Source organism: Eubacterium sp. ER2 (genome assembly GCF_000765215.1).
Classification (GTDB): domain Bacteria; phylum Bacillota; class Clostridia; order Lachnospirales; family Lachnospiraceae; genus Claveliimonas; species Claveliimonas intestinigallinarum.
On the sequence record NZ_JPJE01000005.1, the window covers coordinates 44,525 to 60,778 of the forward strand.

Below are 16,254 nucleotides of genomic sequence, written 5' to 3' on the forward strand. Positions count from 1 at the left end.
GGAAATAAGTGTTGTACAACAGGAGAAAAATATAGTATAATGCATATGGCTGTTTGTGAGCCATGAATGTAAATGATACACAGGAGGAATGGATAATGGTAAAAGCAGTAGTAGGTGCGAACTGGGGCGATGAAGGTAAGGGCAAGATTACCGACATGCTGGGGGAGAACGCGGATATAATCGTCCGTTTCCAGGGCGGTGCCAACGCGGGACACACCATCATAAATGATTACGGTAAATTTGCACTTCACACACTGCCTTCCGGCGTGTTTTACAGTCACACCACAAGTATTATCGGCAACGGGGTTGCGCTGGATATTCCCAGACTTTTCGGAGAGATCCAGTCCATCGTGGAGAAAGGGGTGCCCATGCCGAAGATCCTTGTGTCAGACAGAGCGCAGATCGTGATGTCCTACCACAAGAATTTTGACGCCTACGAGGAGGAGAGACTGGGAGGAAAGTCCTTCGGGTCCACGAAATCCGGTATCGCGCCCTTCTACTCAGACAAATACGCAAAGATCGGCTTCCAGGTAAGCGAGCTCTTTGACGATGAGCTGCTCAAGGAGAAGACTGTCCGGGTGGCAGAGCAGAAGAACGTGCTGCTGGAGCATCTGTACCATAAACCATTGATCGATCCTGCTGACCTTTATAGAGAACTGAAAGAGTACAAAGAGATGATCGAGCCCTATGTGTGCAATGTATCACTCTACCTTTACAACGCTCTCAAGGAGGGCAAGGAGATCCTGCTGGAGGGCCAGCTCGGCTCCCTGAAGGATCCGGACCACGGCATTTACCCCATGGTCACATCCTCCTCCACTCTGGCAGGCTACGGCGCCATCGGGGCCGGTATCCCGCCCTATGAGATCAAGCAGATCATCACTGTCTGCAAGGCCTACTCCAGCGCTGTCGGCGCCGGCGCCTTTGTCAGCGAGATCTTCGGCGAGGAGGCGGACGAGCTGAGGCGCAGGGGAGGAGACGGCGGCGAGTTCGGCGCCACCACAGGACGCCCGAGACGTATGGGCTGGTTCGACTGTGTAGCCTCCAAGTACGGCTGCAGACTGCAGGGAACTACAGACGTGGCCTTCACAGTGCTGGATGTGCTTGGTTATCTGGATGAGATCCCTGTCTGTGTGGGCTACGAGATCGACGGGGAAGTGACGACAGAGTTCCCCACCACCCATCTTTTGGAGAAGGCAAAGCCGGTCCTCAAGACTCTCCCCGGCTGGAAGTGCGATATCCGGGGCATTAAGAAGTACGAGGACCTTCCGGAGAACTGCAGGAACTACATTGAGTTCATCGAGAGGGAGATCGGCTACCCCATCACAATGATCTCCAACGGACCGGGAAGAAGAGACATTATCTACAGAAATAAATAGTTTGATCTTGATCCCCTTCGGGCGGCATGGCTGACAGGCTATGCCGCCTGTTTTCGTTGTACATTTTGTGTTGACAGGACAGCCCGGGCTGTGGTATTCTTTTAGAGAAATAATTTAACACGTTAAAGCGTTGCGGTTTAAAGCGACGAAGAAAAAAGCAGAGAAAAGGAGGAAACAAAAATGATCATCAAGCTTACGATCCTGCTGTTATTTTTTATTGTCATGGTGGCAGTGGGGATCTATGCCAGGAGACATGCGGGCAGTGTAGACGGATTTGTGCTGGGAGGACGGTCAGTGGGGCCGTGGCTGACAGCATTCGCCTACGGAACCTCCTATTTCTCAGCGGTCGTCTTTGTGGGATATGCAGGGCAGTTCGGGTGGAAATACGGCCTTGCCTCCACCTGGATCGGAATTGGGAACGCGGTTATCGGCAGTCTTCTCGCCTGGGTTGTCCTTGGAAGGAGAACCCGCGTCATGAGCCAGCACCTGAGCTCCAGGACCATGCCTGATTTCTTCGGGGAGAGGTATGGAAGCCGGTGGCTGAAGATCGCGGCGTCAGCCATCGTGTTCATTTTCCTTGTGCCCTACACAGCGTCCATCTACAATGGACTTTCCAGGCTCTTCGGGATGGCCTTCAACATTCCCTATGAGTGGTGCGTGATCCTCATGGCGGTGATCACGGCCGTGTACGTGATACTGGGCGGATACATGGCCACAGCCATCAATGACTTTATCCAGGGCATCATCATGCTGGCGGGCATTGTGGCGGTCATCGCGGCGGTGCTCTCAGGCCAGGGAGGCTTCATGGAGGCCGTAGGTAAGATGGCCCGGATCCCCAGCGACGTGGAGGTGACAATGGGGCAGCCCGGAGCCTTCACATCCTTCTTCGGCCCGGATCCCTTAAACCTGCTGGGAGTGATCATCCTGACTTCCCTTGGAACCTGGGGACTGCCCCAGATGATCCACAAATTCTACACCATCCGGGATGAGAAGTCGGTTCAGACGGGAACCATCATCTCCACTGTGTTTGCCATTGTGGTGTCCGGAGGATGCTACTTCCTGGGCGGCTTTGGCAGACTCTTTGACTCCCCGGAGATCTACGGGGCGGACGGCTCCGTGGTGTACGACAGCATCATTCCCTTTATGCTGTCGGGACTTCCGGACATTCTGGTGGGCATTGTGGTGATCCTGGTGCTGTCGGCGTCCATGTCAACCCTGTCCTCCCTTGTCCTCACATCCAGCTCCACCCTGACGCTGGATTTCCTGAAGGATACAGTGATGAAGAAGATGAGCGAGAAAAAGCAGATCATTGTGATGCAGCTGTTGATCGTGTTCTTTATCCTCTTGTCTGTTGTGCTGGCTCTGGACCCGCCGGCCTTCATCGCGCAGCTTATGGGCATTTCCTGGGGCGCTCTGGCAGGGGCATTCCTGGCTCCCTTCCTGTACGGCCTGTACTGGAAGCGGACCACAAGGGCGGCCGTGTGGGCCAGCTTCATCGCCGGCGTGGGCATCACCGTGTCCAACATGTTCATAGGATATATCGCCTCCCCCATCAACGCAGGCGCTCTGGCCATGGTGGCGGGAATGATCATCGTGCCAATTGTGAGCCTTCTGACGCCGGCACCTGAAAAGGAGCATATTGAGAAGATATTTGCCTGCTACGATGAGACGGTAGTGATCAGGAAAAAGCATTCCCTGGAGGAGCAGTGACAATACTTTTTTAAGAAATTCCTTACTTTTATTTTAGGTTCTCTCCATACAGAAGACACATTTGCGGAGTATAGTAGCAGCATAGAAGAAAAAAGTCATAAAAACAGAAAGCCGGCAATATAATAATAAAGCCGGGAAAACGGAGTATGGAGTATAAATAAGTAGAAGTGGAGGTATGCATCATGAGAAACAGCGAGAGAAAAGACATCAGCCAGGAAGCGATTTCCATGGAAGAATACTTGAGTAAGAGACAGAAGATAAAGGAGGCACAGCAGCGCAGACGGAGCCGGGAGAAGGAAAAAAGCCCGGCCTGGATGTGGGCCGGACTCTACGTCTGATCCTGTCCGGGGTCAGACGCTTCTGCAGCCTTCCCCGCATTTTCGGGGGAGCTCTCCTCGCCGGAGGGCGGGCGGCTGTTTTGAATATTTTTGTACACCAGAGTGTAGGCGTACAGAAGGACGGGGATGACAAAGGTGCAGACGATGGAGGCTTTCAGAAGGCCCATTGTCTGTGAATGGTCAGTGACTGCGAAGAACAGGGTGCTGCCGTACATGACGAGGAGCAGCAGGGCTGCGCAGGCCGCCAGGATCCGTCTGATCTTTTCCATGGAAGGGGCTCCTTTCAGAAACATATTTACGATGTCCACGGATTGTTCCGTGCTGCGGGCTTTCACAATCCTGGCATCATTATATCGGGAAACAGCTAAAAAATCAAACCCATCCTCTTTGAAAATCGTGGAAAATAGTATATAATAGGGCTTGCACAGAAAAAAACCTGCACAGGCAGGAGCACAAAGGAGTATAAAAATGAGTACATTACTGGAACAGTGGCGGGCTACCGCTTACAATGAGAAGGCAGACAGAGGCCAGCTTCAGAAGTTCTGGGCTTCCTATTTCCAGATTGAGAAGGAAATCTATGAGAAGCTGCTCTCCAATCCGGACGAGGAGGTCCGCGGCACAGTCAAGGAGCTGGCGGAGAGATTTGGACACAGCGTCATGACTATGGTAGGCTTTCTGGACGGCATTGACGAGAGTCTGAAGGTGCCTAACCCTATTGAAACCATGGATGAGGACACACAGGTAAACCTTGTGTATGACAAAGCTCTGTTATATAAGAACATGGTGGCTGCCAAGGCTGACTGGCTTTACAATCTTCCCCAGTGGGACAACATTTTCACTGAGGAGGAGAGAAAGGCCCTCTACAAGGAGCAGAAAGAGTCAGGCACGATCCGCAAGCCGAAGAAGATAGGGCGCAACGATCCCTGCCCCTGCGGAAGCGGAAAGAAATACAAGCACTGCTGCGGAAGATAAGATGATACTGGCAGCAGCGGTTTTCTGTCTGGCCTATTATCTGATCATCTGTAAGGCGATGGGAAAATGGAATTCTACCTTTGCCGGGTTCTGGCCCGGGGCCGGGGCGGCGTGCCTTCTCGGGCATGCGGCCGTCATTGCAGGCCCCCGCTGGCTTAGACTGGCAGTGGAGAGTTCTTTTTCCATTGCCCTTTTTGTATTTGTGCTGGTGGAGCTCAGGATCCTCCGGGGGATGCGCCCGGACCGGGAGACGGACTGCCCCTTTATCATTGTCCTGGGTGCCCAGATCCGGGGGACAGAGGTGACTGTCTCCCTGCGCCGGCGCCTGGATACAGCCATTTCCTACCTGGAAGAGCATCCGGGGACGATGGCTGTCCTGTCCGGCGGACAGGGCAGGGAGGAGGCTGTCAGCGAGGCCAGAGCCATGGGAGAGTACATGCGGGCAAGAGGGATCAGCCAGGCAAGGCTCATTCTGGAGGAGCGATCCACGTCCACCAGGGAGAATTTTGCCTTTTCCAGCCCGCTCATACCGGACCGGACAGCGCCGGTGGGGATCGTGACCAACAGCTTTCACATGTACAGGGCAAAGGAGTATGCCAGGAGAACAGGATACCAAAATCCCCGGGCCATACCGGCGCCCAGCGGCCCGGTGCTGTTTTTGAACTACATGACAAGAGAATTTTTCGCGGTCTGGAAAATGTGGATTTGCAGATAAAGGAGAAAAATATGAAAAATATGTACGACTGCTACACTTTGAACAATGGAGTGAAAAATCCCTGCCTTGGTTACGGCACCTACAAGGCGGCGGACGGAAAGAGCGCAGACATCATCCAGATGGCCATCGAGGCGGGATACCGGTATTTTGACACGGCCTCCTTCTACGGGACAGAGGAGTATCTGGCGGAGGCTATACGCAGAAGCGGCGTCCCAAGAGAAGAGTTCTTCATCACGTCCAAGGCCTGGAAGACCCAGATGGGTTACGAAAATGTAAAGGAGGCCTTCCGGCAGTCTCTGGAGGCGCTTAAGACCGATTACCTGGATCTCTACCTGATCCACTGGCCCCTGCCGGAGGAGGGCTACAGTAACTGGAAACAGCTGGACAAAGAGACATGGAGGGGGCTGGAGGAGCTGTACGAGGAGGGAAAGGTGAAGGCAATCGGCGTCAGCAATTTCCTCCCCCATCACATTGAAAATCTGCTGGAGGACTGCCGCGTCCGCCCGGCGGTGGACCAGATCGAGTTCCATCCCGGCTACACCCAGGAGATGACAGTTAGGTACTGCCAGGAGAAGGACATTCTGGTGCAGGCCTGGAGCCCCATCGGCAGGCGGGCCCTCCTGGATAATGAGATGCTCCAGGAAATGGCCGGGCAGTACGGCGTGTCCGTGGCCCAGCTGTGTATCCGCTACGCTATCCAGCGGGGGATCGTGCCCCTTCCCAAGTCCTCCGCCATGGAGAGGATGAAGCAGAACCAGGATGTGTTCGGATTTGAGATCACGGAAGAAGACATGTACAGGCTGGGGACTATGCCCCAGACCGGCTGGTCGGGACTGCACCCGGACGCCGGATCTGTGAGGAGGCCGGAAAAATGATGAGAGAGATACAGGAATACAGACACAAAGTGCAGTATTACGAGACAGACCAGATGGGGATCGTCCACCACTCCAACTACATTCGCTGGTTCGAGGAGGCCAGGACAGACCTTCTGGAGCAGATGGGGATGGGATATGACAGAATGGAGGCCCTGGGCATAGGAAGTCCGGTCCTGGGAGTGGAGGCGGACTATCTGCGGATGGTCCACTTCGGGGACATCGTGTCCATACAGACCAGGATGAAGGAGTACAACGGCATCAAGCTGACGCTGGAGTACGAGGTGACAGATGAGAAGAACGGCATGGTCCACTGCCGGGGGCTGACAAAGCACTGCTTTCTAAATGAGAAGGGGCGTCCCGTGTCCCTGAAAAAGGATTACCCGGATATCCACGCTCTCTTTGTGGAGATGATGGAGCAGGGGAAGCAGAAGCCAGAGTAAAAAAGAAGAATATTTTTCAAAAAAAGTGCAGATACTATCTCTGATAAACAGATAAAGGAGGTAGTATCAATGCCAGAATTAAAATGTACTGTACAGACCTGCATGCACAACCAGAACTATTACTGTACGCTGGACAAGATCCAGGTGGGAGGCAATTCTGCCCAGAGAGCGGAGGAGACAAGCTGCGACAGCTTCCAGGAAAGAGGAGGCGCCCAGACCAATTCCTTCGGAGGCTCCTACAGCAATTCCCAGAGTAATTCCTACAGCGGCGCCGCCGGCATGGGAATGGGAAACAGCACAGGCAGCGCATCCGCCTGCAGCTGTGTGGACTGTCAGGCAGTCCAGTGCAAGTACAATGACAACTGTCACTGCAACGCGGGAAAGATCAGTGTGGAGGGCGGAAATGCCTGTCAGAGCAGCCAGACAGAGTGCGCCACATTTACCTGCTGAGACTAGAGCGGGCAGCGCGAGAGCGGCTGGAGAGCACGGAATAATCTTCCTATCATGAAAAAGAGAGGAAGGACGGCATATGTATTGGCATATGCGCTGTCCTTCCTCTCTGTATGTCCTTTGCATGCCTGCTGTTCCTTTCTGCGTTGCTTTTTCAGATGGGCATTGCTATAATAGTTTATATGCGCAGAATGAAAAGGAAATGATAGATATGACCGAGACGGAGAGGGAAACAAAAAAAGAGAATAAGGACAGGCCAAGGAGCGGGAGAGGAACCTCCTGGATCCGCCAGCAGTTTGGCCGGGGACTTACATATTTTATCGTGGTGGCAGCAGGAATTATGTTTTATTTTGCCCTGCTGCGGGCCACCAATCTGACAGATGTGCTCTGGACTGTGGTGGATGTGCTGAAGCCCATTTTGTACGGGCTTATCATCGCCTACCTGCTGAACCCCATTGTGAAGCAGGTGGACCGGCATCTCGGACCGGCGCTGAAAAATAAGATGAAAAACGAGACAAAGGCAAAGAAGCTCTCACGGGCGGCCGGGATCGCCCTGGCTGTCGTGTTCCTCTTCTTCCTGATCACTGCCCTGATCAACATGCTGATACCGGAGCTGTACAAGAGTATCCGGGATCTGGTGATGACGCTGCCGGGGCAGCTGAACAGCCTGGGACGGGAGTTCAACAGGTTCTACGCGAATGACTCTGCCATAGGCGATATCGTAAAGCGGGCTCTCAGCGAGGGGACGGATATGCTGCAGAACTGGCTTCGCACGGATCTGCTGGCCCGGATCAACGACCTGATGGCCAGCCTGACGGAGGGCGTGATCAGCTTCCTCAGCGAGGTGTTCAACGCTCTGATCGGCGTCATCGTGTCCGTGTATGTGCTGTTCAGCAAGGAGAAGTTTGTCTCCCAGACAAAGAAGACAGTCTACGCGGTGTTTTCCACCAGGAACGCCAACGCCATCCTCCATCTGACCAGGAAGAGCAACGAGATATTCGGCGGCTTTATCATCGGAAAGATCATCGACTCCGCCATTATCGGCGTGCTCTGTTTTATCGGCATTTCCATACTGAGGATGCCCTACGTCATGCTGGTCAGCGTGATCGTGGGAGTGACCAATGTGATCCCCTTCTTCGGACCCTACATAGGGGCGATCCCCTCGGCTGTCCTGATCATGCTGGCCGATCCGCTGAAGGGCGTATACTTTGTTATCTTTATCTTCCTCCTGCAGCAGCTGGACGGCAATTTCATCGGGCCTAAGATCCTCGGAAACAGCACAGGGCTTTCCGCCTTCTGGGTTATCTTTTCCATCCTCCTGGGAGGAGGGCTTTTCGGGTTCCCGGGGATGCTCATGGGGGTGCCCACCTTTGCGGTGATCTACTATATTGTCCAGACAATCGTCAACAGACGGCTGGAGAATAAAAATCTCCCTACTCAGTCGGACTTTTATGACGAGCTGAGCTATGTGGATGACAGCGGCTCCTACGTGGGCGGCGGAGATGCCGGCGATACCCGCGATGGGCAGGGCAGCGAGCCGGAAAACGGCAGGCAGGACCAGAAGTGAGTCAACAGAGCCAGGACAGCGAGATAACAGAGTGAATATATAGAAGAATTCAGAGAGGATAAAGGAGAAAAGACTATGCCAATTCGAGTACAGAACGATCTTCCGGTAAAAGAGATACTGGAGCAGGAGAATATCTTTGTGATGGATGAGCACCGGGCTACCCATCAGGACATCCGGCCCATCCGCATCGGGCTTCTGAACCTGATGCCGCTGAAGGAGGACACGGAGCTGCAGATCCTGCGGTCCATGTCCAACACACCCCTTCAGATTGATGTGGTGTTCATCAATGTGTCCAGCCATGAGTCCAAGAACACGTCCACCAGCCATCTGAACAAGTTTTATCTGCCCTTTAAGGAGGTAAAGGATCAGAAATTCGACGGCTTTATCATCACCGGCGCCCCGGTGGAGCAGATGCCCTTTGAGGAGGTGGACTACTGGGAGGAGCTGACCGAGATCATGGAGTGGACCAAGACCAATGTGACCTCCACCCTCCACCTGTGCTGGGGAGCCCAGGCGGCCCTCTACTACCACTACGGGATCGACAAGGTGCCTCTGGAGAAGAAGCTGTTCGGCGTCTTCAGCCACAGGGTGCTGAACCGGAAGATCCCCCTTGTGCGTGGATTTGACGATGTGTTCCTGGCACCCCACTCCAGACACACCGACGTGCCGGCGGACAGGATCCGCGCGGACGGCAGGATCACCATCCTGGCGGAGTCAGAGAAGGCGGGGGCTTTCCTGTCCATGGCCCGGGACGGACGCCAGATCTTCGTCATGGGGCACCCGGAGTACGACAGGGTCACCCTGGACGGGGAGTATAAAAGAGACCTGGCCAAGGGGTTGCCCATTGAGATGCCGGAGAACTACTATCCGGATGATGACCCGCAGAAAAAGCCTCTCCTGACCTGGCGGGCCCACGGGAACAACCTGTACACCAACTGGCTGAATTATTACGTGTATCAGGTGACGCCCTACAACATGATCGGGACGCCGTTTTAAGAGAAGACTTTTGGTGTTGGCCAGCAGATGATAACGTAACTGATACATCTTTGCGATTGAGAAGGAAGAAAAAATGCAGAAGAGGAAATGGCAGGTTTTAATTGTTGAGGATGAATTTCGGATAGGGATGCTGATCAAGCATCTGATCCGCTGGGATGAATTCAATATGGAGTGCGTGGATGTAGTGGATAACGGTGAGAGCGCTTTTGAGCTCATACAGAGAGTGCCTCTTGATATTGTCATCACTGACATCCGTATGCCTAAAATGAATGGGCTTGACCTGATCAGCAAGGCAAGAGAGCTGCATGAAGAGATGAAGTTTATTGTGATCAGCGGGTACAAGGAATTTGAGTATGCGCATCGCGCACTTCAGTATGGCGTAGACGATTATCTGTTGAAGCCGATCAATGAGAACGAGCTCAATAAGGTGATGAAAAAGCTTCACACAGAGCTTATGGAGAAATATCAGCAGTCCATAGAACAGATGGAGATGAGGGAAGCGGTTTCTGAGAGTCGTCAGATCATTAAGAGAGATTTCCTGAAAAATATTATTGAGCAGGAAGACGAAATCCAGCCGGAAGATATGCGGGTGCCTCTGGAGGGAGAGATCTACAGGGGGATTGATATTAAGCTGGACTACGTGGATTACAATAAGCATGATAAAAAGCAGGATAAACTGACTGTTGAGAGAATCACCTCTTCGGTGGAAAGTATCCTTCAGACAGAGGCGGAGGAAGTGCTGATCTGCGAGAAGGAAAATCTGCATATCTACTGTCTGTTTAACTACGACTGCAGCAAAACAAAAGAGATCAGGAACAGGATCAGCGATATCCTCTCATCCGTTAAGGAATATCTGATGGGATTTGAACAGTATGAGGTGACGATAGGAGTAGGAACTGAGAGAACGGAGTTCAGTGAGATCCGGTTTTCTATACGTGAGGCGAACCAGGCTGTCGGAAACAGGATCAAGCTGGGAGTTGGCAGAATCATTTACGCAGAGTCCATTACCCGCGGACGAAAGACAGATTCCGCTGATTTTATTGACAGATACAGAAATGATATACTGACAAGTATCGAGAGTTATTCCCGGGAGAAATTGGAACAGTGCATTAATCAGATGTACAGTGAATTTATGTTGAGAGACGATCTGGATTTTTCCGTATGCTATGAGTTGGCTGAAGCTCTGATCACTCTTTTCTTTGAACATATCGATATGCAGCACGATGAGTCCAGAAGTGTCAGAAAAGGACTGAAGTCCAACTGCCAGCACTGCTATACGATTCCGGCGTTAAAAAGTCTTCTGAAGGAGAGCCTTGGAGGGTACCTGGACGCAAGCCGGGAGGCTATGGAAGCAGAGTCTGCAAAACCGATCAGACAGGCACAACAGTATGTGGATGAGCACTACGGAGAGAAGATTGTACTGGAAGACCTGGCTGATATTGTCGGGCTTAATCCAGTGTATTTCAGCGTACTTTTCAAAAAAGAGACAGGAATCAATTTCAGCGCATATCTTGTCAATATCCGCATGGAGAAAGCCAAGGAAATGATCTGCGATACAAATGAGACGATCGCTGCGATCGCAGAGAGTGTGGGATATAAGGATTCCAGATATTTCAGTCAGATTTTTACCAAGACAGTCGGGGTGAAGCCGGCTCTTTACCGTAAGCTGCACTCGTAGGAGGGAAGCATGAAACAGATCCGGGTTACGAAAATTATATTAGTGATAGAGACAGTGCTTGTTTTTCTGCTGGTGGGAGCACTTGGTCGGATAGGCTATCCCCCTGTGACACTGTTCTTACTCTGCGTACTCCAGCTGATGTTGGACGTTGTTGTCTTTTGCGCTGTGATAAAACCGCTAAAAAATTTAGGTGAGACTCTGGACATGTTCGCGGGAAGAAACTGGACTGACGAAGAGTTTGAAGAACGGACGGAGAGCGTGCCGTATATCAGACAGATCAGAGAGATGATGGACCGGTATGCGGCCCAAAAGACAAGAGAAAACTCAGCGCAGATATTTGACAAGCAGACAGAGCTCACAGCTCTTCAGAGCCAGATCAATCCTCATTTTCTCTACAACACACTGGAATGCATCCGGGGACAGGCCCTGATGGACGACAATCGGGAGATAGCAAGGATGGTTGAGGCTCTGGCAGCCTTTTTTCGGTACAGTATCAGCAAAAAGGGAAGTCTTGTCACCCTCAGAGATGAGATGGCAAATATTGACAATTATATGCTGATACAGAGGTACCGTTTTAACAATCGGTTTTCTATGGAGATCATCATAGACGAGGAAGATGAGGAGGCGTACAATTTCCTGATTCCCAGGCTGATCATCCAGCCTGTTGTGGAGAACGCTATTTTCCACGGGCTTGAGGAGAGACTGGAAGGGGGGAAAGTTGTTATTGAGGTGATCGTGACAGAAAAAAATCTGATCATCACCATATCGGATAATGGCAAGGGAATTGAAAAAGAAAAGCTTAAGAAACTGAATGAAAAGATTCGATCAAGGGATATAAAGCTGGAAGACGGCGCCGGGAAGGATCAGAGGAATACAGGGATTGCCCTTCCCAATATCCATAAGAGGATCCAGCTTCTGTACGGAGAGGAGTATGGTGTCAATGTATACAGCACACCGGGACAGGGAACCGATGTGGAAATTACAATCCCGGTAAACGATGGGACAGACAGGGGTGGGGAGAATGAAGAAAGAAATATTGCGGATTAATGATCTGAATTATACTTATACTTCGACAAACAGGCTCGAGAATATTTCACTTTGCATTCTGGAAGGGGAATGCGTGGGATTTCTCGGGCTTACTTATTCAGGAAAAGATCTTCTCGTACAGCTTTTGGACGGAAATCTGGAAGGTGGTATAGACGGAGCCGCGGTTTATATTGCGGGGGAAAAAGTGAGCGGGAGCAAGTACCTGCGCGAAAAGGTGTATCGCATAACCGCGGACAACTATCTGATCGACGACTGGACAGTGGCGGAATATATTGGCCTTGTTGATACAGGATGGCTCGGTATGCTGCTGCATGGGAGACAGCTGGCGCAGGAGATAGGACAGTATTTTGAAAGCCTGGGGCTAAAATTTGATGTATCAAGAAAAATGAGGGAGCTCACCGAGGCAGAAAAGAGAATCGTAGATCTGGTTAAAGCACTGAAGAGGGGAGCAAAATTAGTCATTATTGAAGATGAGTTTGAGGGCATGGACTCGAGGGACATTGCGCTTTTTGCAGATGCGATGAAAAGATTGATAGCAGACCGGATGGCTGTTGTCGTGAACAGTCATTCTAATATGATCATGCATCTTCTGTCCGACAAATATATCATTTTCAGCAAGGGACGCATTGTGAAAAAATGCTCCAAGAGTTATATCAGAGACACTGAGCATTTGGAGCAGTTCCTTTTGAGTGGAGGGACGATAGCCGGGAAGACAGCAGCGGGAAGGTATGTTCAGGAACAGGCGGAAGACGAAAATATTGTGTATAGAGTAAAAGGTTTTGTGTTTCAGAAAGAACAGAGAAGAGATTTTGCGTTTGCTAAAGGAAAAGTGGCGTCATTTCTTATATTGGACGGAAAAGAGAAAGAACGATTTTTTATGGCCCTTTCAGGCAGAATACCAGAGGAGGATATCGAGTATGTTGTAGATGGCCGGCGTTATAGAAGTGTGAGCCCGGATTTCCTTGTCAGGCATAAAATCGTGTCTGTTAAATCCATGGGCGGACAGGATGAGATTTTCACAAAGATGTCTGTGGAGGAAAACCTGCTGCTTCCGTCCCTTTACAAGATTTCCTCTCTGGAATATATTTCTTACGCCGGTGGTATGGCAAGGATGGCAGGAGAGAACATGGAAAAAGAAGAGACAGACCAGACAGCAATGGCCGGGAGTCTGGAAATCAACGATGTGATCAGCATGACTTTGGAACGATGGTATATTTACAACCCCAAGGTCCTCATCCTTTTTGAACCTTTTATTCTGTGCGATGCATATGGGGTGTCGATCGTGAAATCATATATAAAGAAATTTGCGGCCAGAGGTACATCTGTTGTGATCATAAAATCCAGGGAAGAGTATGTGGAGGATATCTCGGATGAGATTATTAACCTGCGATAATGTCTAAAATTAGTCTCACTTATTCTAAATTTTGTCTCGTTGGAAAAGAAAAAAACGTGATATATAATAAAACCATCAAAAAGAGAGAAAATTCAGAAAAGGAGGAGTAAAATGAAAAAGAAAGTTTTAGCGGTATTGCTGACAGCAGCTATGACTGCCACACTGGCAGCCGGGTGTTCAGGAGGATCATCTGACGGAGGAGGATCCAGCGAAGGCGGCGGTGGAGCGGCAGAGGACATGACCTTTGTTGTTGTACCCAAAACCGTGCATGCATGGTTCGATGAGGTAAACAAGGGAGCTCAGAAAGAGGCTGATCTTCTCTCCGAGCAGCTTGGAGTGGAAGTGAAGATTGATTACAGAGCTCCGGAGTCAGCAGAGGTTTCTGAACAGAACTCGGTACTGGAGCAGGCAGCAGCCACAGAACCGACAGCGATCCTGATCGACCCTGTAGATTATGACGGAAGCGCGGATATTATTTCTGAGATCCAGGACAGAGGTATTCCGGTAATCCTGTTTGACGCGCCCTCACCTGAAGGTAGCGGGCTGACATCCGTAGGTAATGATTTCGCGGAGCAGGCAGAGATTGCTGTGGATATGCTGATCGAGAACATGGGCACATCCGGAAAAGTGGCAGTTATGCAGGGCGCGCCTACCGCTCCCAACCATGCAGAGAGATATCAGGCTCATCTTGATGCTCTGGCACAGTATCCGGATATTGAAGTGATTGACGGCGGTATCGACAATGACAACGTTGAGACGGCTCAGTCCCAGGCAGCGGCGGTTCTGGCGGCTAACCCGGATCTGACCGGATACCTGAACTGTGACGCTTGTGGCGCTGGCGTAGCAGCAGCCATTGAGGAAAAAGGCATGCAGGATCAGGTGACATTCGTTGCCATGGATAATCTGATCGAGATCCTTGATTACGTGAAGTCAGGAACGATCACAGCCACATCCTCCACACTTCCCCAGGAGCAGGGAATGTACGCGGTTCTTATGGCATACCAGGCAGCCCAGGGGATGGATCTTCCGGCAATGGTTGACACGGGAATCGGACAGATCACACAGGACAATGTAGATGAGTGGATTGAGATTGTTAGCGCTCAGTCAGAGTAGGAGCGATCAGTAAATAGTTTTTTTAACGACTAGTAAGCGGGGGCTTGTAACTCGATTTAATCAAGTTGCTCGCCCCCGCTTTAGTGTGAGGAGCATGTCTATGAAAATATTAGAGGCGAAAAATATTACAAAGATGTTTCCGGGCGTTGTCGCCCTGGATTCTGTAGATGTGGCCTTTGAACCGGGAGAGATACATGCGATTATCGGAGAGAACGGTGCGGGTAAAAGTACATTGATCAAATGTCTCACCGGCGTCTATGAGCCGGAGGAAGGAGAGGTGCTGATCGGCGGGGAAAACGCAGTGAAGAATAAGGCGCTTTTCGGAAAAATCGCGTATGTGCCCCAGGAAATCGACCTGTTCGGATATATGTCCGTTGCGGAAAATCTGTTCATGCCGTATGAGAAATCCGGTATCAAAGGTACAGTTAATCAAAAAGAGCTGGAAAAAAGGGCGGTCCCTATTTTGGAGAAGTTTTCCATTCCCATTAAACCAAGTGATCTGGTAAAGGATATTTCCGTATCATCTCAGCAGCTTCTTCAGATCGCACGTGCAACAGTACATGAGGATTACGATGTTCTGATGCTGGATGAGCCCACTACCAGTTTGACAAGCAGGGATACAGAAATCCTGTTTGATGTGGTGAGAAAGATAAAAGAAGAAAACAAAGCGATTATCTTTATATCGCATAAATTGGAGGAAATATTCCTGCTGTCGGACGTGATTACTGTTTTCAGGAATGGGAAAAAGGTGGCTTTTTCCAAAACAGAAGATGTTGACACCGACTGGGTCATCAGGCAGATGACGGGACATGAAGTGGATCAGAATGAACGCTTTTACTCCACGAAAGTATCTGATGAGATTTTGATGGAGGTGAACCACCTCACAGGAGAGAAATTTACAGATATTAGCTTTAAACTGCGAAAAGGAGAAATCCTTGGTTTTTCCGGCCTTGTTGGCGCGGGACGGAGTGAACTCATGCAGGCAGTGTTCGGCTACCTTCCCGTTTACGCCGGATCGGTGAAGATTGACGGGAAAGAATGGAAACTGGGAGACACGAATTATTCTGTAAGGAACGGACTCATTTATCTGCCGGAGGAAAGAAAGAAGCAGGGTATACTCCCGGTGCTGTCTATCAGGGAAAATATTTCCATCTCTGTACTTGATAATCTGAGAAGCGGATTAAATATATCCAGAAAGAAGGAAGAAGAACTGGCTCAGGATGTGATAGATACATACGATGTGAAGACACCTGGATCAGATAAGGAAATCCAGTTCTTATCCGGAGGAAATCAGCAGAAAGTTATCATTGGTCGGGCAATGGCCAGCAAACCAAAGCTTTTGATTTTTGATGAGCCCACCAAAGGTATCGATGTAGGAACAAAAACGGAGATATACCGCCTTATGAAAAAGCTTGCGGAGGACGAAGGTATCGGTATTGTGATGATATCATCTGAGATGGAGGAAGTGAAAAAATGCTCCAACAGGATCATTGCAATGTACGAGGGAAGGATAGCAGGCGAATTTGATGAATATGCCGGGCAGCAGGATATTCTAGGGGCGATCATCGGAGTGAATTCTTAGGT

At 50.6% G+C, this 16,254-nt stretch carries 16 protein-coding genes; 15 read left to right on the forward strand and 1 reads right to left on the reverse strand.

Annotation, left to right across the window (positions count from 1 at the left end; translation table 11 throughout):
- Positions 1–95: 95 nt before the first annotated feature.
- From NI21_RS0101655 to NI21_RS16840, 3 genes are all read left to right on the forward strand, one after another.
- Positions 96–1,376 (forward strand): adenylosuccinate synthase, encoded by a 1,281-nt coding sequence (locus NI21_RS0101655; protein WP_033124506.1) that lies wholly within the window; start codon positions 96–98, stop codon positions 1,374–1,376.
- Between the two features lie 180 nt (positions 1,377–1,556).
- Complete coding sequence (locus NI21_RS0101660; protein WP_033124507.1) at positions 1,557–3,086, forward strand: sodium:solute symporter; 1,530 nt, start codon at positions 1,557–1,559, stop codon at positions 3,084–3,086.
- Between the two features lie 182 nt (positions 3,087–3,268).
- Positions 3,269–3,424, forward strand: a complete 156-nt coding sequence (locus NI21_RS16840; protein ID WP_171031481.1) for a hypothetical protein — start codon at positions 3,269–3,271, stop codon at positions 3,422–3,424.
- On the opposite strand, the gene NI21_RS16965 is transcribed toward NI21_RS16840, so the two are convergent.
- Entirely contained in the window at positions 3,415–3,693 is a 279-nt protein-coding gene (locus NI21_RS16965) for a hypothetical protein (protein ID WP_242842793.1), read from the reverse strand. The genes NI21_RS16840 and NI21_RS16965 overlap by 10 nt on opposite strands.
- A 199-nt stretch (positions 3,694–3,892) precedes the next feature.
- Between NI21_RS16965 and NI21_RS0101670 the strand changes: the two genes are divergently transcribed.
- The 12 genes from NI21_RS0101670 to NI21_RS0101725 all read left to right on the forward strand — a co-directional run bounded on the left by NI21_RS0101670 (position 3,893) and on the right by NI21_RS0101725 (position 16,252).
- Positions 3,893–4,396: an SEC-C metal-binding domain-containing protein gene (locus NI21_RS0101670; RefSeq protein ID WP_033124508.1), complete on the forward strand. Its 504-nt coding sequence runs from the start codon at positions 3,893–3,895 to the stop codon at positions 4,394–4,396.
- A gap of 1 nt (position 4,397) precedes the next feature.
- Positions 4,398–5,111, forward strand: a complete 714-nt coding sequence (locus NI21_RS0101675) for a YdcF family protein (protein ID WP_033124509.1) — start codon at positions 4,398–4,400, stop codon at positions 5,109–5,111.
- 11 nt (positions 5,112–5,122) lie between these two features.
- Complete coding sequence (locus NI21_RS0101680) at positions 5,123–5,986, forward strand: aldo/keto reductase (protein WP_033124630.1); 864 nt, start codon at positions 5,123–5,125, stop codon at positions 5,984–5,986.
- Positions 5,983–6,426 (forward strand): thioesterase family protein, encoded by a 444-nt coding sequence (locus NI21_RS0101685; RefSeq protein WP_033124510.1) that lies wholly within the window; start codon positions 5,983–5,985, stop codon positions 6,424–6,426. Before NI21_RS0101680 ends, NI21_RS0101685 begins: the two co-directional genes overlap by 4 nt.
- Before the next feature lie 69 nt (positions 6,427–6,495).
- Positions 6,496–6,876, forward strand: a complete 381-nt coding sequence (locus tag NI21_RS0101690; RefSeq protein WP_033124511.1) for a DUF1540 domain-containing protein — start codon at positions 6,496–6,498, stop codon at positions 6,874–6,876.
- Positions 6,877–7,087: 211 nt separating this feature from the next.
- Positions 7,088–8,443 carry an AI-2E family transporter gene (locus tag NI21_RS0101695; RefSeq protein ID WP_052083794.1) on the forward strand — a complete coding sequence of 452 codons (1,356 nt, stop codon included), beginning with the start codon at positions 7,088–7,090 and terminating at the stop codon, positions 8,441–8,443.
- 75 nt (positions 8,444–8,518) lie between these two features.
- Positions 8,519–9,439, forward strand: a complete 921-nt coding sequence (gene metA / locus NI21_RS0101700) for a homoserine O-succinyltransferase (protein WP_033124512.1) — start codon at positions 8,519–8,521, stop codon at positions 9,437–9,439.
- 73 nt (positions 9,440–9,512) lie between these two features.
- On the forward strand, positions 9,513–11,117 hold the full coding sequence (locus NI21_RS0101705; protein WP_033124513.1) for a response regulator: 1,605 nt from the start codon (positions 9,513–9,515) through the stop codon (positions 11,115–11,117).
- Between the two features lie 9 nt (positions 11,118–11,126).
- Positions 11,127–12,164, forward strand: a complete 1,038-nt coding sequence (locus NI21_RS0101710) for a sensor histidine kinase (RefSeq protein ID WP_052083796.1) — start codon at positions 11,127–11,129, stop codon at positions 12,162–12,164.
- On the forward strand, positions 12,139–13,557 hold the full coding sequence (locus NI21_RS0101715) for an ATP-binding cassette domain-containing protein (RefSeq protein WP_205148479.1): 1,419 nt from the start codon (positions 12,139–12,141) through the stop codon (positions 13,555–13,557). The genes NI21_RS0101710 and NI21_RS0101715 overlap by 26 nt, the downstream gene beginning before the upstream one ends.
- Before the next feature lie 111 nt (positions 13,558–13,668).
- The gene (locus NI21_RS0101720; protein WP_033124515.1) at positions 13,669–14,670 is read left to right on the forward strand and encodes a substrate-binding domain-containing protein; all 1,002 of its coding nucleotides are present in this window, start codon (positions 13,669–13,671) and stop codon (positions 14,668–14,670) included.
- Between the two features lie 100 nt (positions 14,671–14,770).
- Complete coding sequence (locus NI21_RS0101725) at positions 14,771–16,252, forward strand: sugar ABC transporter ATP-binding protein (protein ID WP_033124516.1); 1,482 nt, start codon at positions 14,771–14,773, stop codon at positions 16,250–16,252.
- Positions 16,253–16,254: the final 2 nt, after the last annotated feature.